Raw genomic sequence first — 15,616 nt, forward strand, 5'->3', positions numbered from 1 at the left:
TACCTTCGCAGGGATGCACTGCTGAGCTGTGATTTCCTGCGGGGGCGTGCACGAAACACGAGTGCGGGCCTCTGTCAGTTAAAAGTAAGCGATAGTTTCTGCCCGCCTAGCGCGTGCGATGTTGGAAGATCAAGCTTGCGTCCGCAATCACTCAACTTGCGGACGCAACATGACCTCAGACGAACTTGATTTCCTTCCCCTTAAAGTCACGCACGTCGACGAAGGCGGTCGGCGCTGCTTTGATCCCGAAGGCAAGCGGCGACTGATTGAGGCGTGTGAGCAGCCCGGCGCGTCGGTGGCCGGGCTGGCGCTCAAGGCTGGCGTGAACGCCAACCAGCTGCGCAAGTGGATCCTGCTGGAGCGCAGGCGGGCGGTGCGCAGCGACTGCGTGGAGTTGCCCGGCACGGGCACGGCGGAATTCGTACCCGTAGTAGAAGTAGCCGATCCGCGCGCGGTGCGCGCGAATTCAAGACCGCCCGCGTCCGGGGCTGTGACGCCCATGCCCGGGGCGCGTGAACCGATGCGTCCGTCGCAACGCCCGCCGTTGCCGTCACGGCTGATGGCGCAGTTGCCTAACGGGGTGAGTCTCGAACTTGAATGTATGCAACAGGACACGGCGCTGCTCACAGCGATGATCGACGCATTGAGGAGCCGGTGATGCTGCGCTTCGCTGACGACCTGCGAGTCTATCTGCATCGCGAGCCGGTCGACTTCCGGTGCGGTATCAATACCCTTGCCGCCGTGGTTGAGAATTCGATGCGACTGGATCCGCTCGCGCGCGCCGTGTACGCGTTTCGCAACCGTAAATGCAACCGGATCAAGCTCCTGCTGTACGAGCGCACCGGCTTCTGGCTGTTATTGCGCCGGCTCGAGGAAGACCGTTTCGTGTGGCCGCGACGCGATCAGGAAGTGATCGAGCTGACGACGCAGCAGCTCCACTGGCTGCTCGACGGCATCGATATCGACGCGCTTCGCCGCCATCCTGCACGCCATTACGAGCACGCCAGCTAGCCCCGTACGTCGCACGTAAACAAAGGAATGCGCACGAAATGCGCACCCGTTACAAATTGACGTAAACCCACGGGGCGTCGCGCTTCGCTATCCTGGAGCGCATGAAGAATGCACCCGACCTCAAGCGCGTACCCCAGGCTGTCCAGGGCTATATCCACGCCCTCGAAGCGCGCGTAGCCGGCGATGCGAAACACATCGACGAACTGAACCGGCGCGTCGGGCAGCTCGAGGAACAGGTCCGACTGCTTACGGCCGAGCGTTACGCGCCGAAAAGTGAAAAACGCAAGGATCGCGTGTTCGACGAAGCTGAGCAGATCGCCCGGACCGAACCATGCGACGGGGACGACGAAGGTATCCAGCCGGCGCTGCCTGACACCGGCTTGCCACCGGCCGGCAAGCCTGAGCGGCGCAAGGTGGGACGCAAGCCGTTGCCGGCGTACCTGAAGCGCGAACGCATCGAGTACGATCTGCCCGAAGACCAGCGGGGTTGCCCGTGTTGTGGCAATCCGATGCATCGTATCGGCGAGGACATCAGCGAACAGCTGCATGTCGAGGTCAAATGGACGGTTCACCAGAACGTGCGTGCAAAGTACGCGTGCCGGCACTGCGAGCGTCACGCCGAACAGACGCCGGTCGTGCTCGCACCGATGCCGGTACAGCCACTTCCGGGCAGCCATGCGGATGCGTCGGTGATCGCGACGGTCGCGACCGCGAAATACGTCGACGGCATGCCGTTGTACCGGATGCAGGCCGCCATGGCCCGCTGGCAGATTCCGGTGAGCCGGGGCACGCTGGCACACTGGGTCATCCGCCCCAGCGAATTGCACTACACCCGCCTGTACGACGCGCTGTACAGGACATTGCTGTCGCAGCCGCTGATCCACGGCGACGAGACCACGCTTCAGGTACTCAAGGAACCCGGCCGGTCTGCGCAGAGTAAAAGCTATGCGTGGGTCTATCGCAGCGCCGAAGACTGCCCCGAACCCGTGGTGCTGTTCGAGTACCAGCCAGGGAGAGGCCAGGAGCATCCGAAGAAATTCCTCGGCGACTACAGCGGCATGTTGGTAAGCGACGGATACAGTGCGTGGCGCACGCTGAAAAAGGCAACGCACTTCGGCTGCATGGCGCACGCGCGCAGGCTGTTCGTCAAGGCGGACAAGGCGGCGCAGAAGAAAGGGGATGACGCAAAGCCGAAGCCGCCGAACGCTCGTGTGGCAAAGGCGCTTGAATACTTCCAGGCCCTGTACCGTGTCGAGGCGCTGGCCAAAGGCGATCTGCCGGCCGGCCAGACACGTGCCGACTACACATACGACCTGCGGCAGAAACACAGCGTGCCGGTGCTCGAGGCGTTCAGGGCGTGGCTTGACGAACTGGCGCCAAAGGTGACGCCCCAGAGCCTGCTCGGTAAGGCAATCGCCTATACGGGTAACCAGTGGGAATATCTGAGCCGCTACGTCACTGACGGGCGAGCCGCAATAGACAACAATATCTGCGAGCGCCTATGGATTCAAATCCATAGGCGTTCTTATCCGCGTACCGGAATTATGCAAGGCAAAGACGGAAGGATTCGAAGCAAGGCTCGTCAATCAAGCGTCCTTCGTGACGAAGTATCCTGCGATTGCTGAACATAATAAAAGGTGTTCTGCTGAGGGCGGCTATCGCCCCGGAGGATACTGCCATGTACGCCGATCATATGGGAGTTCGAACGTGGTACCAGCTTGAGGATAGTGTGCTCGCGCCGATCAGGCAGGCATATATCGACTATCTTCTCGGTCACGGTTACGCGCTTCATACCACTGGGCATTACCTTGCCTGTTTGGCCCACTTCTCACGCTGGCTCACATTTCGTCACGTCGATCTTGATCAGATCAATGAGGAACTGATTCGCCAGTTCATATCAGTTCACCTTCCAGACTGCGATTGTCCCGGACGGAGGGTATGCGCAGTGAATTTCACTCGTGCAGCACTCAGACACCTGCTCAAGATGCTTCGCGCGCAGGGGCTCATCCGCCCCAGGTCATCCTCGTTACCGAACACCGTTGTCGATGAGTTGCGTCTTCTTGACGCCTACCTTTCCGAGACTCGTGGCCTCGCAGCATCTACCCGTCGCAATCACCGCGATCGCATAGGCGAGTTTTTGATCAACCACTTCGGTAGCCGAAGCATCGACATGCGCCGAGTCAAACCGCGGGACATACTACATTTCGTCGTCGAGCGAAGCAAGGGGCTCACCCCGAGGAGTACAGGAGCGCTCGCTGGTAGCCTGCGCACCTATCTCCGTTACCGACAGTTTATGGGCGATCACACCGAATCCTTGATCGCTGCTATCCCCAAGGTGGCAGCGTGGTCAATGGCGCGCATACCGAGACTGTTGACGAAGGAACAGATCTCGCAATTCCTGGATGCCTTTGACACACGGACTCCATCAGGACAGCGCGGTTACGCCATGGCACGTTTGCTGGTGGATCTCGGGTTGCGCGCGGGAGAAGTAGCGGCACTTCAGCTTTCTGACATCGACTGGCGCGAGGGGACGTTGCGCATTCAAGCAGCGAAGTGCAAGCGGGTAGATTTCCTGCCGCTACCCGTGCAAACAGGGCGCGCCGTGTCCGATTACGTGCACCATGGTCGTGGTCGAACTCCCAGTCGCGCACTTTTCGTGCGACATCGCGCCCCATTCGATCGTCCGGTTACCTCAGCCGTCGTGGGCTGTGCAGTCAGGCAAGCCTATGCTCGATGTGGATGGCCGGCTACGTCAATGGGTCCGCACTTGCTGCGGCATTCGCTGGCCAGCCGCATGCTCGGCAACGGGGCGTCGCTCAAGGATATCGCAGACGTATTGCGTCACCGCAGCCTCAATACCACCATGATCTATTCCAAGATTGACTTCAACAGGTTGGTCGCGATCGCGGCGCCCTGGCCGGGGAGCAGATCATGAGCCACTCGCGTACATTAACCGGTCACGTTCAGGACTATCTACGTATCAAGCGGCAACTCGGGTTCGAGTTGCGATATCAGGGGCCACAACTGCTGGCATTTGCGCGCTTCGCCAAGCATTGCCGTCATCAGGGCCCGGTCACGCTGGATCTCATACTGCGCTGGGCGAGCGATGCTCATTCTGAGCGGCCTATCACTGCCGCAAAGCGGGTCGAAGTCCTTCGCCCATTCACACGGTACCTGCAGCAATATGACTCCGGCACGGAAGTTCCACCACCCAGGATGCTGGGCTCGACACATCATCGGCCGGTACCTCATATCTATAGCGATGAGGAGGTCACTGAGCTGCTGGTAGCCGCCAGACACTTGTCCCCGCGAGGAGGACTGCGTCCATCAACCTACGAAACGCTTTTTGGCTTGCTTGCTGCTACAGGTATGCGTATCTCAGAGGCATTGAATCTTGAACGTTCTGACGTGATGCTTGAGCAACGCATGCTGCGAGTACGCAACAGTAAATTCAAGAAGTCCCGCGTGATCCCACTTCATGCAACGACAATCGCAGCTCTTAAACGTTACGAGCGCGTCCGTGACCATTCGCTTCCGCTCGCAACAGATCACCATTTCTTCTTGTCGGACTGTGGGTGCGCACTAAAGATATGGAATGCAGACGATACGTTTTCCACTTTACGCAGACGCTTGGGCTGGGTCGCTCGCGGCGATCATCCGGCACCGCGCATTCATGACTTGAGGCACACCTTCATTTCGAATTGCCTGCTTCGCTGGTACCGGCGGCAGATCAATGTTGACAATGCAATCGCCGCACTTTCCACCTATGTGGGGCATGTCCGGGTAACCGATACATACTGGTATATCAACACGGTTCCCCAGCTCATGGCCATCGTGTCTCAGCGCTTCGAGTGCTATGCACGGGAGATTTCAAATGAACACCCCTGACCCAGCGGCACGTTTCTCGACCCTGCTTCAGCAGTTCTTCGTGGACTATCTGATCGGGCAGCGCAACGTCAGTCCTCGTACCGTAGCCAGCTATCGCGACACCTTCCGCCTGTTTCTCCATTTCGTCGAAGAGCACGTCGGCAGGCCACCCCACAAACTACGGCTGACTGACTTCGACGCGGGTGTGATTCTCGATTTCCTTAAGCACCTGGAGGTCAGTCGACACAACGCGATCCGTAGCCGTAACGCACGCCTTGCCGCGATCCGGTCTTTCGCGCACTATGCAGCATTGCAGGAACCTTCCGCCTTGCCCGTCCTTCAGCGTGTGCTGGCCATCCCCATGAAACGCTTTGACCGCCCAATGGTCGGCTTTCTCAGTCGCGAGGAAATGCAACGCATCCTTGCTGCTCCCAACGCGGATAGCTGGTGCGGGCAACGCGATCAGGCTATGCTGGCTACGCTCTACAATACGGGCGCGCGCGTATCCGAGCTTACATCCATGCGTGTCAAGGACGTCACTTTGGGGCGCGGCTCCTGTGTTCTCCTGCACGGTAAGGGCAGAAAGGAGCGCACACTACCGTTGTGGAATGACACTGCGAAACTGCTGCGCCGGTGGTTACGGCAGATCAATCCTGACCCACAGCAATGGCTCTTTCCCAACCGGTCCGGCGGACAGATGACGCGATCCGGGGTCACCGACCGATTGAAACTGGCTGTGGCAACCGCTTCCGCGCGCTACCCACTGCTCAAAACGCGGCACGTATCTCCGCATGTTGTGAGGCACGCGACGGCGATGCACATGCTTCAGGGTGGCGTAGACCTATCGTTGATTGCTCTGTGGCTCGGTCACGAAAGCCCTGCAACAACTCACATGTACATTGAAGCTGACCTCGCCATGAAACAACGGGCACTCAATGCCATTCAGCCTGTTCAGTTCAGACAGAGGCGGTTTCGTCCGCCGCGCGACCTTCTGGCCTTCCTTGATCGACTATGATTATGCTCGCCTCTTGACATGAAGCTGGTGGGCGTTTTCATCCAGTATCGAGATTTCATGGCGTATCGAGGCGCCGACCGAGAGCAACGTTAGATCATGAATATGGTCGGCACTTGGAAGTCCGCATAATTCCGGTACGCGGATAAGAGCGGGACATCAGGCCGTTCGCCACTTCGAGAAAGTCGTGGCTGTTCAGCGACACGGTCGACGGCGCGAAAGCCAGCGCCACGATTTACAGCCTCGTGCTCACCTGCCGTGCCTGCGGTGTCGAGCCGTACGACTACCTGTTGCACGTGCTCAAGGAGCTGCCGCAACGGCCGCCCGACGCGGATGTGACGGACCTGCTGCCATTCAACTATGCGCGGCAGCAGCAGGCCAAGGCACAGGGCTGCTGACACATTGAGCGCGCCTCGGTGGTGCCCCTACGCACCACCCTCAGTTGCACGATTCTCCGTTCGGTGTGCTAAAGCTGCCGCTTACAGTTAAAACTGTGGTGTACTGGGTCTAGATCTGCCGGAATTTCGCGGGGGGTCCTGACCGTGCGCCGGAGAAATTTCCATGACGATAAAAGCCAAAACATTATTCGAAGGGAAAGCGGTCATCAAGATTGAGACCGATTCAGGTGTGACCGGATACGTTGATAGCGCGGTGCCACCGGGCGCGGCACGGGCATTCCTGGTCAAGCTCGAACGCGCAATGCGCAAAAACCGGGCTGAGAGCCGAAAGCTTGAACGTGCACGGCGCCGCAAACGGACGACCCGCAAGGCCGATGGCGACTGAAGGAAGACTCAGGCCGGGAGACACAGCCCTGTATAACGCAATAACCGCTGCAAGCACGAACTACTTTGATTCAGGTTGCGCTCGGCTCGCATGCCGGGTGCAACCCGTCAGATCAGAAATGGTATGAGGGGGTCTCTTTGACGGGTTTGCGCAGGGCGCCCTCAGCTACCTCGCCAGTATCACTGTGAGACTGGTTCCTGGATGCGGATGCCGGTCTGGCGGGATTTCTTGTCGACAGAGACCATCAATTCTCCTGGAGCCCGTAAGGTTCTGCTTACAAACGATCAGTTGTCGCGATGGTGCCGGAATACACGCGAACGTACGATCTGCTCGACGCCAGAAGGTGCACGCGCCCGTGTTGCTGCACTCATTTGCTTTCCTTCCGTATAGATGGTTCTGCAAACTCTCTGGTGAGGAGAGACCACGAGGAAGTCTGCCCGGCTTTCGCGTCGGGTGATGTTGCAACCCGTATCCCGTCCATTACAGCCGGGCATTCGCTTTTTCCCCAATCCTGTGCCCGCACCGCCATGGGCAGACCTCGCAGCCTGCTGTCCCCGACGGGAGCATACGGGGTTTCCACGTTCCACTTATGGAAGTACGCCGGGTTAGGTGCCTGCTCTGGGCCGGGAGGTATATGGGTCACGAACGCCTAATCGAAAGACACTGTTCCCACCTCCGGTACCGTTTTGGTTCGAGCGTATTAGCCATTTCCGCTCGTTCAACATAACGACCCTATTGCAGATTCAAATGTTTTCACCATACCGACTATCTGGCACTCATCCGGCTTATGGCTGCCAGAAGGGTACGCCTCTCGCGATTGATACCCCGCACCTTGCGGCGCTTCGTTACGTTGTCAGAGCCGCTCTTGATTCAGGCTCCTAGATTCACCGGGTGACACCGGTGGTTCACTCCTTCTATACGGCGAGAAGGACGAACAACTTCTGTAAGCGACTTCGTGTCGCACCTCGACGATATTGTTCAGATACTTGTTCTGCCGGATCCTGATCGGCGTCTGGCGCTCGGTGTTGAGCGTTTCGGGCTCGCCGTTCTGGGCAATCGCCTTCTCGAAATACCGGCGCTCAGCAGCCTTGTCACGATGGACGCGCAACAGGAAATCGACGGTGTTGCCTTCCTTGTCGACGGCCCGATACAAGTATTTCCAGTGGCCTTTGACCTTGACATAGGTCTCATCCATGCGCCAACTCCTGCCGGCCGGGCGCTTGATTCGCCGAAATGCCTTTTCGAACAACGGTACGAGCTTGATGACCCACCGGTGTACACTTGAGTGATCGACCTCAATTCCCCGTTCGGCCATCATTTCTATATGAACGCGTCCCTTTTGCGCAAGTTTTTCGTGTGTTGTGACTAACAGGAGGGGCTGCTGCTCTATATCCGGGCTTGTTGCAGCTCGACATGCCGCGGCCCTCTATGAAATCCGCTGGCCCGCGCCTCATTCCTCAAACGAGCTGGAAGCTCTCGAAATGATTCAGGCTTGGCGGGCCCCGGTCCTACCTGGTTTGTCATCACACCCGATTGCTGCGCAACCTTTCGATGTTCACCCTGTGTTAAACGTTGATCTTCTTTATCGCGCCGGCCGTTCAGGCCGGTTTCACGCTTACGTAGTCCCTCTGATACGGCCGGTCATGGGCCAGCACCGCCCAGATCGTCCGCGCCATCTTGTTGGCCAGCGCCACGACCACCACATTGCGCGGGCGACGCCCGCCGATCTGCTCGGCCCACTGGCCCGGCTCCTTCGCACGAGTCAGTACGCTGCGCGCGCCGTGAATGAGCAGCGTACGCAGATACGTGTCGCCCCTTTTACTGATGCCATGCAGGTTCACCTTGCCACCCGAGCCTGTCTGTCTGGGTACGAGACCCGCCCACGCAGCAAACTCCCGCCCAGAACTGAATGCTTTCGGATCACCCATCATCGCCACTGCCGCCGTTGCCGTGAGCAGTCCCACGCCAGGAATCTCGCTGATCGCATTCACGGCCGGATCTTCCTTCTTCCATTCGCGCATTCGACGCTCGATTTCGGCAATCTGCCCGTCCAGCTTCGCCAACCCGTTCCACTGGTCACGCAGCGTATCAATCAGCACCGCAGGCAACCGCTCCGCAATCCGTTCCAGCAACGCCGGGATCTCCTTGTCGAGCTTTGCGCGGCCCTTGCTCATCACTTCGCCATATTCGGCCAACAGCCCGCGCAGCGCATTGCCCTGCATCGTGCGGAACTTCACCAACTGTGCGCGCATCCGGTGGAGTCCCAGCATCGCCTGCTGCATCTCCGATTTCACTGCGACCGGCTTGCTAGGTTGCTGCACTGCCAGCCAGATGGCCCGAGCATCTGCTGCGTCATTTTTGTTGCCGATGTTGAACGCCTTGACGAACTTCGCAGGCATCAGCTTGACCTGATGGCCCATCTTCATCAGTTGCCGGGCCCAGTGGTGCGCACCGCCGCACGCCTCCATCCCGATGAGACTGGGAGTGCGGTTCGCAAAGAACTCTAGAAACTTTGGCCGCTTGATCGCCTTATTCACGATTTCGCCGCTCTCCGGGTCAATGTAATGCACCTGGAACACCGACTTCGCGATATCTACGCCCACTGCCGTACAATTGGCCACTGGATCCTCCGGTTGCCTGGAAAAACTCTATTCTTCCACGTGGGCACATCGATGCCGTTGGCCCGTGAGGATCCACCTTCCTCTGCGCTTACGTTCACGGGTGGGACGCGTTCATTTCATTCTTCGAGGTGGCGCAGGCTCAGCGAGTACGCCACATACCAGCGAACACACAGCAGAATCACGTCCAGCGGATAGTGCAAGCGCTTGAGAACCTTGTCGATCCCCGCCGGAGACGTCGCACACGATGAATTCTTCGATTTGCCCGTCTCGTTCGTGATCCGTGAGGGAATGCGAATTCTAGCGCACCGCGTTAGCGCGACAGAACCGCGCGCCAACCAAAAGGAGTGAGCAAGGGAACTGAATCGCACTCGCTGCGAATCATCACCCGATCGTCGTTGCGCCTTTCCGTAAAAGGCTCATCAACAAGCTACGCGCTTATGGTCATGTTCCCAGACCCGATTCCGACCCCCGCTTTGGCGCGGTTCCGCTGGATCACGCTTTCGGCATTGACAGCGTCTCATGCGTCCATGCCTTCGAAGAATGGGTGTTATTCGCCCGAGCTACCTACCGGCTCGACGTTCGTTCTCCGATGATGAGACCCAGGACGAGCCCACGGCTCGCCGATCCTTAACCGATACCCCTGAGTAACTAACGGGAGACTCATCATGTCGCTCCAGAACAAGCTCGACGCATTCAAGGCCGATTTCAAGGCGGGCAAGCCGCCATACAACGCGCCGCCCGAAATCCATCCGATCATGGAACGCGCGACAGCCGAACTGATCGAGAGCGGTCAGGCGGCCCGCGCCATCCAGGCTGGGGACCGTGCGCCGCAATTTCGCCTCAATGATCAGGACGGCAACGAAGTGTCATCGGAAGAACTGCTTGCGAAGGGATCCCTCATCGTCACGTTCTACCGCGGCGTCTGGTGTCCGTACTGCAATCTCGAACTCCAGGCCATCAACGAAGTCCTGCCGCAGATCACGGCGCTCGGCGCGAGCGTCGTGGCCATTTCGCCGCAGACGGCCGTCAACAGCCGCAAGTCCGTGCGCACGAACGAGCTTGGCTTTCCGGTGCTGAGCGACGTCAGGAACGATACGGCGGCGGCGTTTGGCCTGCGCTTCAATTTGCCCGACTATCTGATCGAGTTGTACAAAAACCTCAAGAACGATCTGCCGGCGTTTAACGGCGACCCGAGCTGGACGCTGCCGATGCCGGCACGATACGTCATCGGCCAGAATGGTGTCGTGCGGTACGCCGAAGTCAACCCGGATTACACGCATCGCCCCGATCCGTCGGAAATGCTCCTGGTCCTCGAAAAGACGCGCGGCATCTGACGCGTCGCCTGTCGCGCCGCCTCGCGCGGCGCGGCCTTCGTGACTTCGGAGAATTAACATGGCTGCACGCACCTTCCTGATCACGGGCGCGACGAAGGGTATCGGACGAGCGCTCTCCGAGCGTCTCTCGCGAACCGGCCATCAGGTCATCGGCCTCGCGCGCGAGCACGCCGACTTCCCAGGCGAACTCGTGCGGGTGAACCTCGCAGATCGCGAAGCGACAGCGGCCGCGCTCGAGGAGCTGACGCGCCGGCACGCGATCGACGGCGTCGTCAACAACGTCGGTCTCGTCCGCCCCCAGTACATCGGCAACGTCAGTCTTCACGACCTTGACGATGTCTTGTCGCTCAATCTCCATCCAGCCCTGCAGACCGTCCAGGCGCTGCTGCCCGGCATGCGCGAACGTCGCTGGGGACGGGTTGTCAACGTCTCCAGCCTGACCGTCCTTGGCATCGTTCAGCGAACCGCCTACGCAGCCGCGAAGGCCGCGCTCGTGAGCTTCGCGCGATCGTGGGCACTGGAGCTCGCCAATAGTGGCATTACGGTGAACGCCGTAGCGCCGGGCCCGACCGAAACGGAACTGTTTCGCGCTAACAACGCACCGGGCAGCGAGGGCGAACGACGCTACCTCGCCGCAGTCCCGATGGGACGCCTGGGGCAGCCCGACGAAATTGCGGCAGCAATTTCATTCCTGCTTTCGGAAGATGCGGGCTTCATCACGGGTCAGACGCTCTACGTGGACGGAGGCGCGTCGATCGGCAAAGCCCCGTTTTGATCGACGACAGCTTCGGCCCGCGTGAAGTCACACCGCAGCGGGCCGAATACGACGCGAGCGCCAGCGCTCAAGCGCTTGACGTGCCGGGTTGCCCGCTGGCTGATTGAGCGAGCGCCTCCTCGACGAATGCAACGAATGCGCGGGCCCTCGCCGTCACGAGACGTCCCGAAGGAAAGACCGCCCACAGGTCGACGGGTGGCAAGGCCCAGTCGGTCAACACGGCCTGCACCTCGCCCGACGCCAGCTCGGGAGAAAACATCCAGCGCGAAGCGACGGCAAGCCCCATTCCGCCGAGCACCGCTGTTCGCATGCCTTCGGCCGCGCTCACGCGGACGCGTCCGGATACCGTCACATCCGCGTTGCTGCCGTCCTGGGTGAACGTCCATGTCTCGCCGCCGCCGCGCTGCGAATAGACGATCGCCTGATGATGGCTCAGGTCGGCGGGCGTCATCGGTACGCCTGACCGCGAGAAATAGCCGGGAGTGCCGACGACGAGCCGCGGGCTGCGTCCAACGCGCCGTGCCGTCATGGCGGAATCGGCCAGCGAGCCCATCCGCAAGGCGACATCCATTCCCTCCTCCAGAAGATCGATGTTGCGATCATCAAGCACCAGATCGATTTCCAGCTTCGGATGCTGGCTGAGGAAAGTGTTCAGCGAAGGCAGCACGTGAAGACATGCGAACGTCACGGCCGCGCTCACGCGCAGCTTGCCCGACAGGCTGTCGGATGCGTGACGGACGACCTGTTCGGCCTCGTCGGCCTCCCTGATCGCAAGCTTCGCATGCTCGTAGAACCGCTGGCCAGCGTCCGTCATCGTCAGGCCGCGCGTCGAACGCAGGATGAGCCGCGCACCCAGCCGCTCTTCGAGTTGCGCAACGGATTTGGAAATGGCGGGCTGGCCGACGTTCATCCGCTTCGCCGCGGCCGAGAACGAACCCGCCTCAGCAACGCTGACGAAGATTTCCATTGCAGCCAATCGGTCCATACTGCGCTTCTCCCGTTCTCGTCGAGGACGTTATTTCACGGCGGCGGCCATGCGCACGAAGGTTCAGTCGCCGAAGAATTCGATCGCCTGTCCGTTCAGCCGCGGACAATCGACGACTACACCGAGGCAGCGCCCGCGTTCGTAGTCGAATGCGATCACGCCATCCTGGGCCGTGCAATAGAGATGACCGTCGGGTCCGAACCGCAATCCGCGCGGGCGGCGAAACGGCACGCCGGATGGCGCAGAGAATACACGTACCAACATCCCGCTGCGTCCGTCGTATTCTCTAACAGATGCAGCGGCTGCGGGCGAGCCGAGCGGAAACTCGCTTGACACCAGTACGTTGCCCTGTGGCGCGATAACGAGATCCAGCGGACTCATCGCGTCGTCGATCGCAAACCGGTCGTTGATCAGCATGCCGCTCGAGGTCAATTGCAGGATTGCATCTGCGCCCCGCCCATCCGGCCCGACACCCGACGCAACAAATAGATAGCCGCCGTCGACGAACGCAAATCCGCGTGGAAACGGCACGACGCCGGGCGTCAATATCGGAGCCCCTGCGCCGTCGAGATCGGATGGGAATGCGGCGATGGTTCGGTGGGTGCGCAACCCGACGTAATAGCGTCCGTCTGGGCCGAGGTTGCCGGTGCCAGCGTCCAGGCCCGGGATATGGCAACTGTCGAATTGAACTTCGCCCTGCGAGTCGAGCGCGAGAATGCGGTCGTCGCCGCTGTTGACGTACAGCAATTGACCGTCCGCACTCACTCGCAAGCCGTGCGGATCGGTGATCCGAGGGTCGTCGCTGAAGGCGCCCAGCGCAATCCCCTCCATCGAGAAGGCCAGTACCTGGCCATACCCGTTTCCGTTCGCGCCGGACGCGCTCGTCACCAGTATCTTCATGTCGCCGTTCCCGTTCTATTTGATCGTAGAAGGCCACGCGTCACGCACAGCACGCCTGGCGTCGATTGCGAAATACACGTGCCCCATTCGACGACCGATGGCGCGATCATGCCTGCAACCGTGAACTCGCCATAGCCGGGCGCCGGCATAAGAGCCATTCCGCGCAAGCATGGCACTTCGGGCACGCCGATCGAGTCCGCCCCATGTACTGCTCCGGCCGCCGGCGTATGCGACATGCCCGTGTGGAATGACACTTATCGCCGCCAGGCCCCTTCTGCCTGCTCACGCTCGCGCCCATGATTCGCCCATCTTCAACGCTCAACCCGAGGATGAACGAATGAACAAGCTGTTTAGCCGCACCAACGTCGGCCCCTTCGAACTCGAGCACCGCGTCGTGCTCGCCCCGCTCACCCGGATGCGCACCGAGCAAGGCAACGTCCCCGGTGATCTCATGGTCGAGTATTACTCGCAGCGCGCGTCCAAAGGCGGCCTGCTGATTACCGATGCGACGGCCGTGTCGTCGCTTGGCATCGCATACGTCGACGCGCCCGGCATCTACACCGATGCTCAGGTCAAGGGCTGGAAACGCGTGATCGATGCCGTGCACGCGAAGGGCGCGCGAATCTTCCTGCAGATGTGGCACGCGGGCCGCCAGGCACATCCCGTCAACACGGGCGGGACCACTCCCGTGGCACCGTCCGCCCTGCGCTCGCTCGAACATGCAGCCATTCGCGACGAGAGCGGCAACATCACAGAAGCCGAACTCGTCGTGCCACGCGCGCTCGAACTTGCCGAAATTCCGCGCATCGTCGAACAGTTCCGTCGCAGTGCCGTGCTCGCGAAAGAAGCCGGTTTTGACGGTGTCGAACTTCATGGTGCGAATGGCTATCTCTTCGAGCAATTCCTGCTGGATGGCACGAATCATCGCACCGACGCATACGGCGGTTCGATCGAAAGCCGTGCGCGGTTTCTGTTCGATACGCTCGACGCGGTCGTCGCGGTGTGGGGGGCCGGCCGCGTCGCCCTCCGCCTGTCGCCCAGCGGCACGTACGGCACGATGTCCGACAGTGATCCGCATGCCACTTTCGGCTATGTGGCCGAGCGGCTGAACAGCTATGACCTCGCGTATCTGCACGTGATCGAGCCGCGCATTCGCGGGATCGTCGAGCAGGAAACGAGTGCATCCGACGTTACGTCGAAAGACATGCGCCGCATCTACAAGGGCACGCTCATCGCCGCGGGCGGCTTTACAGGGGAAAGCGCCGAACAGATCGTCGTCGACGGCGATGCGGACCTCGTCGCGTTCGGGCGCATGTTCATCTCTAACCCCGATTTGCCGGCGCGTCTGCGCACGGGCAAGCCACTCGCTCACTACGACCGCTCGACGTTCTATGGCGGCGATGCGCGCGGCTATACCGACTACGCCTTCCATCCGCAGATGGACGCGGCATAGTCGAAGTCCTTCGACGTAAAGGCCGAAACGGACGGACCAGCCGTTTCGGCCAGCTTCAACGATGCGCGAAGTGGCATGGGCATGGAATTCCAGAAACGAAAGACGACATCATGAATCGACTTGCAGGCAAAACAGCCGTCATCACGGGCGGCAGCAGCGGCATCGGCCTTGCCACCGCACAACGATTTGTCGACGAAGGCGCGTATGTGTTCATCGTCGGCAGGCGACAAGCAGAACTCGACAGGGCCGTGCAGCAGATCGGCCGCAATGTGTCGGCTGTGCAAGTGGACGTAACGAAGCTCGAAGACCTCGATCGCCTGTATTCCGCTGTCAGGCGGGAACGCGGCAGCATCGACGTTCTTTTTGCCAATGCAGGTTCGATCGAACACCGCACGCTCAACGAGATCACGCCCGAGCACTACGAGGCGACGTTCAATGTCAACGTGCGTGGACTCATTTTCACCGTGCAGAAGGCGTTGCCACTGATGGCTCACGCAGGCACCATCATCCTGACCAGCTCGATCGCTGGCGTCAAAGGCCTGCAAGCGCATGACACCTATAGCGCGGCGAAGGCGGCCGTTCGCTCGCTCGCGCGGACATGGACCGTCGAACTCAAGGACCGTCGTATTCGCGTCAATGCGATCAGTCCGGGCGCCATCGATACGCCGATCATCGACAGCCAGGTCACCACCGCTGCGCAAGCAGACGAACTACGCGCCAGATTCGCCGCCGCAACACCATTGGGACGCATCGGCCGCCCCGAGGAAATCGCGTCCGCGGTGCTGTTTCTCGCATCCGAGGACAGCAGCTTCGTCGCGGGTATCGATCTGTTCGTCGACGGCGGCCTCGCACAGGTATGAACGATCTTTGAAGCC

At 60.4% G+C, this 15,616-nt stretch carries 13 protein-coding genes and 4 pseudogenes; 12 read left to right on the forward strand and 5 right to left on the reverse strand.

Annotated elements, in window-relative coordinates; all coding sequences use genetic code 11:
* The first annotated feature begins 169 nt into the window (after positions 1–169).
* The 8 genes and pseudogenes from tnpA to FRZ40_RS15520 all read left to right on the forward strand — a co-directional run bounded on the left by tnpA (position 170) and on the right by FRZ40_RS15520 (position 6,673).
* On the forward strand, positions 170–658 hold the full coding sequence (tnpA, locus tag FRZ40_RS15485) for an IS66-like element accessory protein TnpA (protein ID WP_147234832.1): 489 nt from the start codon (positions 170–172) through the stop codon (positions 656–658).
* On the forward strand, positions 658–1,011 hold the full coding sequence (gene tnpB, locus FRZ40_RS15490) for an IS66 family insertion sequence element accessory protein TnpB (protein WP_158647003.1): 354 nt from the start codon (positions 658–660) through the stop codon (positions 1,009–1,011). Before tnpA ends, tnpB begins: the two co-directional genes overlap by 1 nt.
* 101 nt (positions 1,012–1,112) lie before the next feature.
* A pseudogene (gene tnpC, locus FRZ40_RS15495) lies at positions 1,113–2,510 on the forward strand (IS66 family transposase); the annotation flags it as partial.
* 179 nt (positions 2,511–2,689) lie between these two features.
* Complete coding sequence (locus FRZ40_RS15500; protein ID WP_147234610.1) at positions 2,690–3,946, forward strand: site-specific integrase; 1,257 nt, start codon at positions 2,690–2,692, stop codon at positions 3,944–3,946.
* Entirely contained in the window at positions 3,943–4,899 is a 957-nt protein-coding gene (locus tag FRZ40_RS15505; RefSeq protein WP_147234611.1) for a tyrosine-type recombinase/integrase, read from the forward strand. The genes FRZ40_RS15500 and FRZ40_RS15505 overlap by 4 nt, the downstream gene beginning before the upstream one ends.
* Entirely contained in the window at positions 4,886–5,893 is a 1,008-nt protein-coding gene (locus FRZ40_RS15510) for a tyrosine-type recombinase/integrase (protein ID WP_147234612.1), read from the forward strand. Before FRZ40_RS15505 ends, FRZ40_RS15510 begins: the two co-directional genes overlap by 14 nt.
* 146 nt (positions 5,894–6,039) lie before the next feature.
* Positions 6,040–6,288: pseudogene (locus FRZ40_RS15515) on the forward strand (transposase domain-containing protein); the annotation flags it as partial.
* A 163-nt stretch (positions 6,289–6,451) separates the two neighbouring features.
* Complete coding sequence (locus FRZ40_RS15520) at positions 6,452–6,673, forward strand: hypothetical protein (RefSeq protein ID WP_147234613.1); 222 nt, start codon at positions 6,452–6,454, stop codon at positions 6,671–6,673.
* Between the two features lie 940 nt (positions 6,674–7,613).
* Here FRZ40_RS15520 and FRZ40_RS15525 read toward each other — a convergent pair.
* The 3 genes and pseudogenes from FRZ40_RS15525 to FRZ40_RS46130 all read right to left on the reverse strand — a co-directional run.
* Positions 7,614–7,994: pseudogene (locus FRZ40_RS15525) on the reverse strand (IS6 family transposase); the annotation flags it as partial.
* Between the two features lie 277 nt (positions 7,995–8,271).
* On the reverse strand, positions 8,272–9,294 hold the full coding sequence (locus FRZ40_RS15530; protein ID WP_147234614.1) for an IS110 family RNA-guided transposase: 1,023 nt from the start codon (positions 9,292–9,294) through the stop codon (positions 8,272–8,274).
* A 119-nt stretch (positions 9,295–9,413) separates the two neighbouring features.
* Positions 9,414–9,572, reverse strand: a pseudogene (locus tag FRZ40_RS46130) (IS6 family transposase); the annotation flags it as partial.
* 387 nt (positions 9,573–9,959) lie between these two features.
* Between FRZ40_RS46130 and FRZ40_RS15540 the strand changes: the two are divergent.
* Complete coding sequence (locus FRZ40_RS15540; RefSeq protein ID WP_147234615.1) at positions 9,960–10,628, forward strand: peroxiredoxin-like family protein; 669 nt, start codon at positions 9,960–9,962, stop codon at positions 10,626–10,628.
* Between the two features lie 58 nt (positions 10,629–10,686).
* Positions 10,687–11,403, forward strand: a complete 717-nt coding sequence (locus FRZ40_RS15545; protein ID WP_147234616.1) for an SDR family oxidoreductase — start codon at positions 10,687–10,689, stop codon at positions 11,401–11,403.
* Between the two features lie 67 nt (positions 11,404–11,470).
* On the opposite strand, the gene FRZ40_RS15550 is transcribed toward FRZ40_RS15545, so the two are convergent.
* On the reverse strand, positions 11,471–12,388 hold the full coding sequence (locus tag FRZ40_RS15550) for a LysR family transcriptional regulator (RefSeq protein ID WP_147234617.1): 918 nt from the start codon (positions 12,386–12,388) through the stop codon (positions 11,471–11,473).
* Positions 12,389–12,451: 63 nt separating this feature from the next.
* Positions 12,452–13,288 carry an NHL repeat-containing protein gene (locus FRZ40_RS15555; protein WP_147234618.1) on the reverse strand — a complete coding sequence of 279 codons (837 nt, stop codon included), beginning with the start codon at positions 13,286–13,288 and terminating at the stop codon, positions 12,452–12,454.
* Between the two features lie 337 nt (positions 13,289–13,625).
* Between FRZ40_RS15555 and FRZ40_RS15560 the strand changes: the two genes are divergently transcribed.
* Both FRZ40_RS15560 and FRZ40_RS15565 read left to right on the forward strand, forming a co-directional pair.
* Positions 13,626–14,741 (forward strand): alkene reductase, encoded by a 1,116-nt coding sequence (locus FRZ40_RS15560; RefSeq protein ID WP_147234619.1) that lies wholly within the window; start codon positions 13,626–13,628, stop codon positions 14,739–14,741.
* A 110-nt stretch (positions 14,742–14,851) separates the two neighbouring features.
* Positions 14,852–15,601: an SDR family NAD(P)-dependent oxidoreductase gene (locus FRZ40_RS15565; RefSeq protein WP_147234620.1), complete on the forward strand. Its 750-nt coding sequence runs from the start codon at positions 14,852–14,854 to the stop codon at positions 15,599–15,601.
* Positions 15,602–15,616: the final 15 nt, after the last annotated feature.

The sequence above is a fragment of the Paraburkholderia azotifigens genome, from assembly GCF_007995085.1.
Taxonomy (GTDB): Bacteria; Pseudomonadota; Gammaproteobacteria; order Burkholderiales; family Burkholderiaceae; genus Paraburkholderia; species Paraburkholderia azotifigens.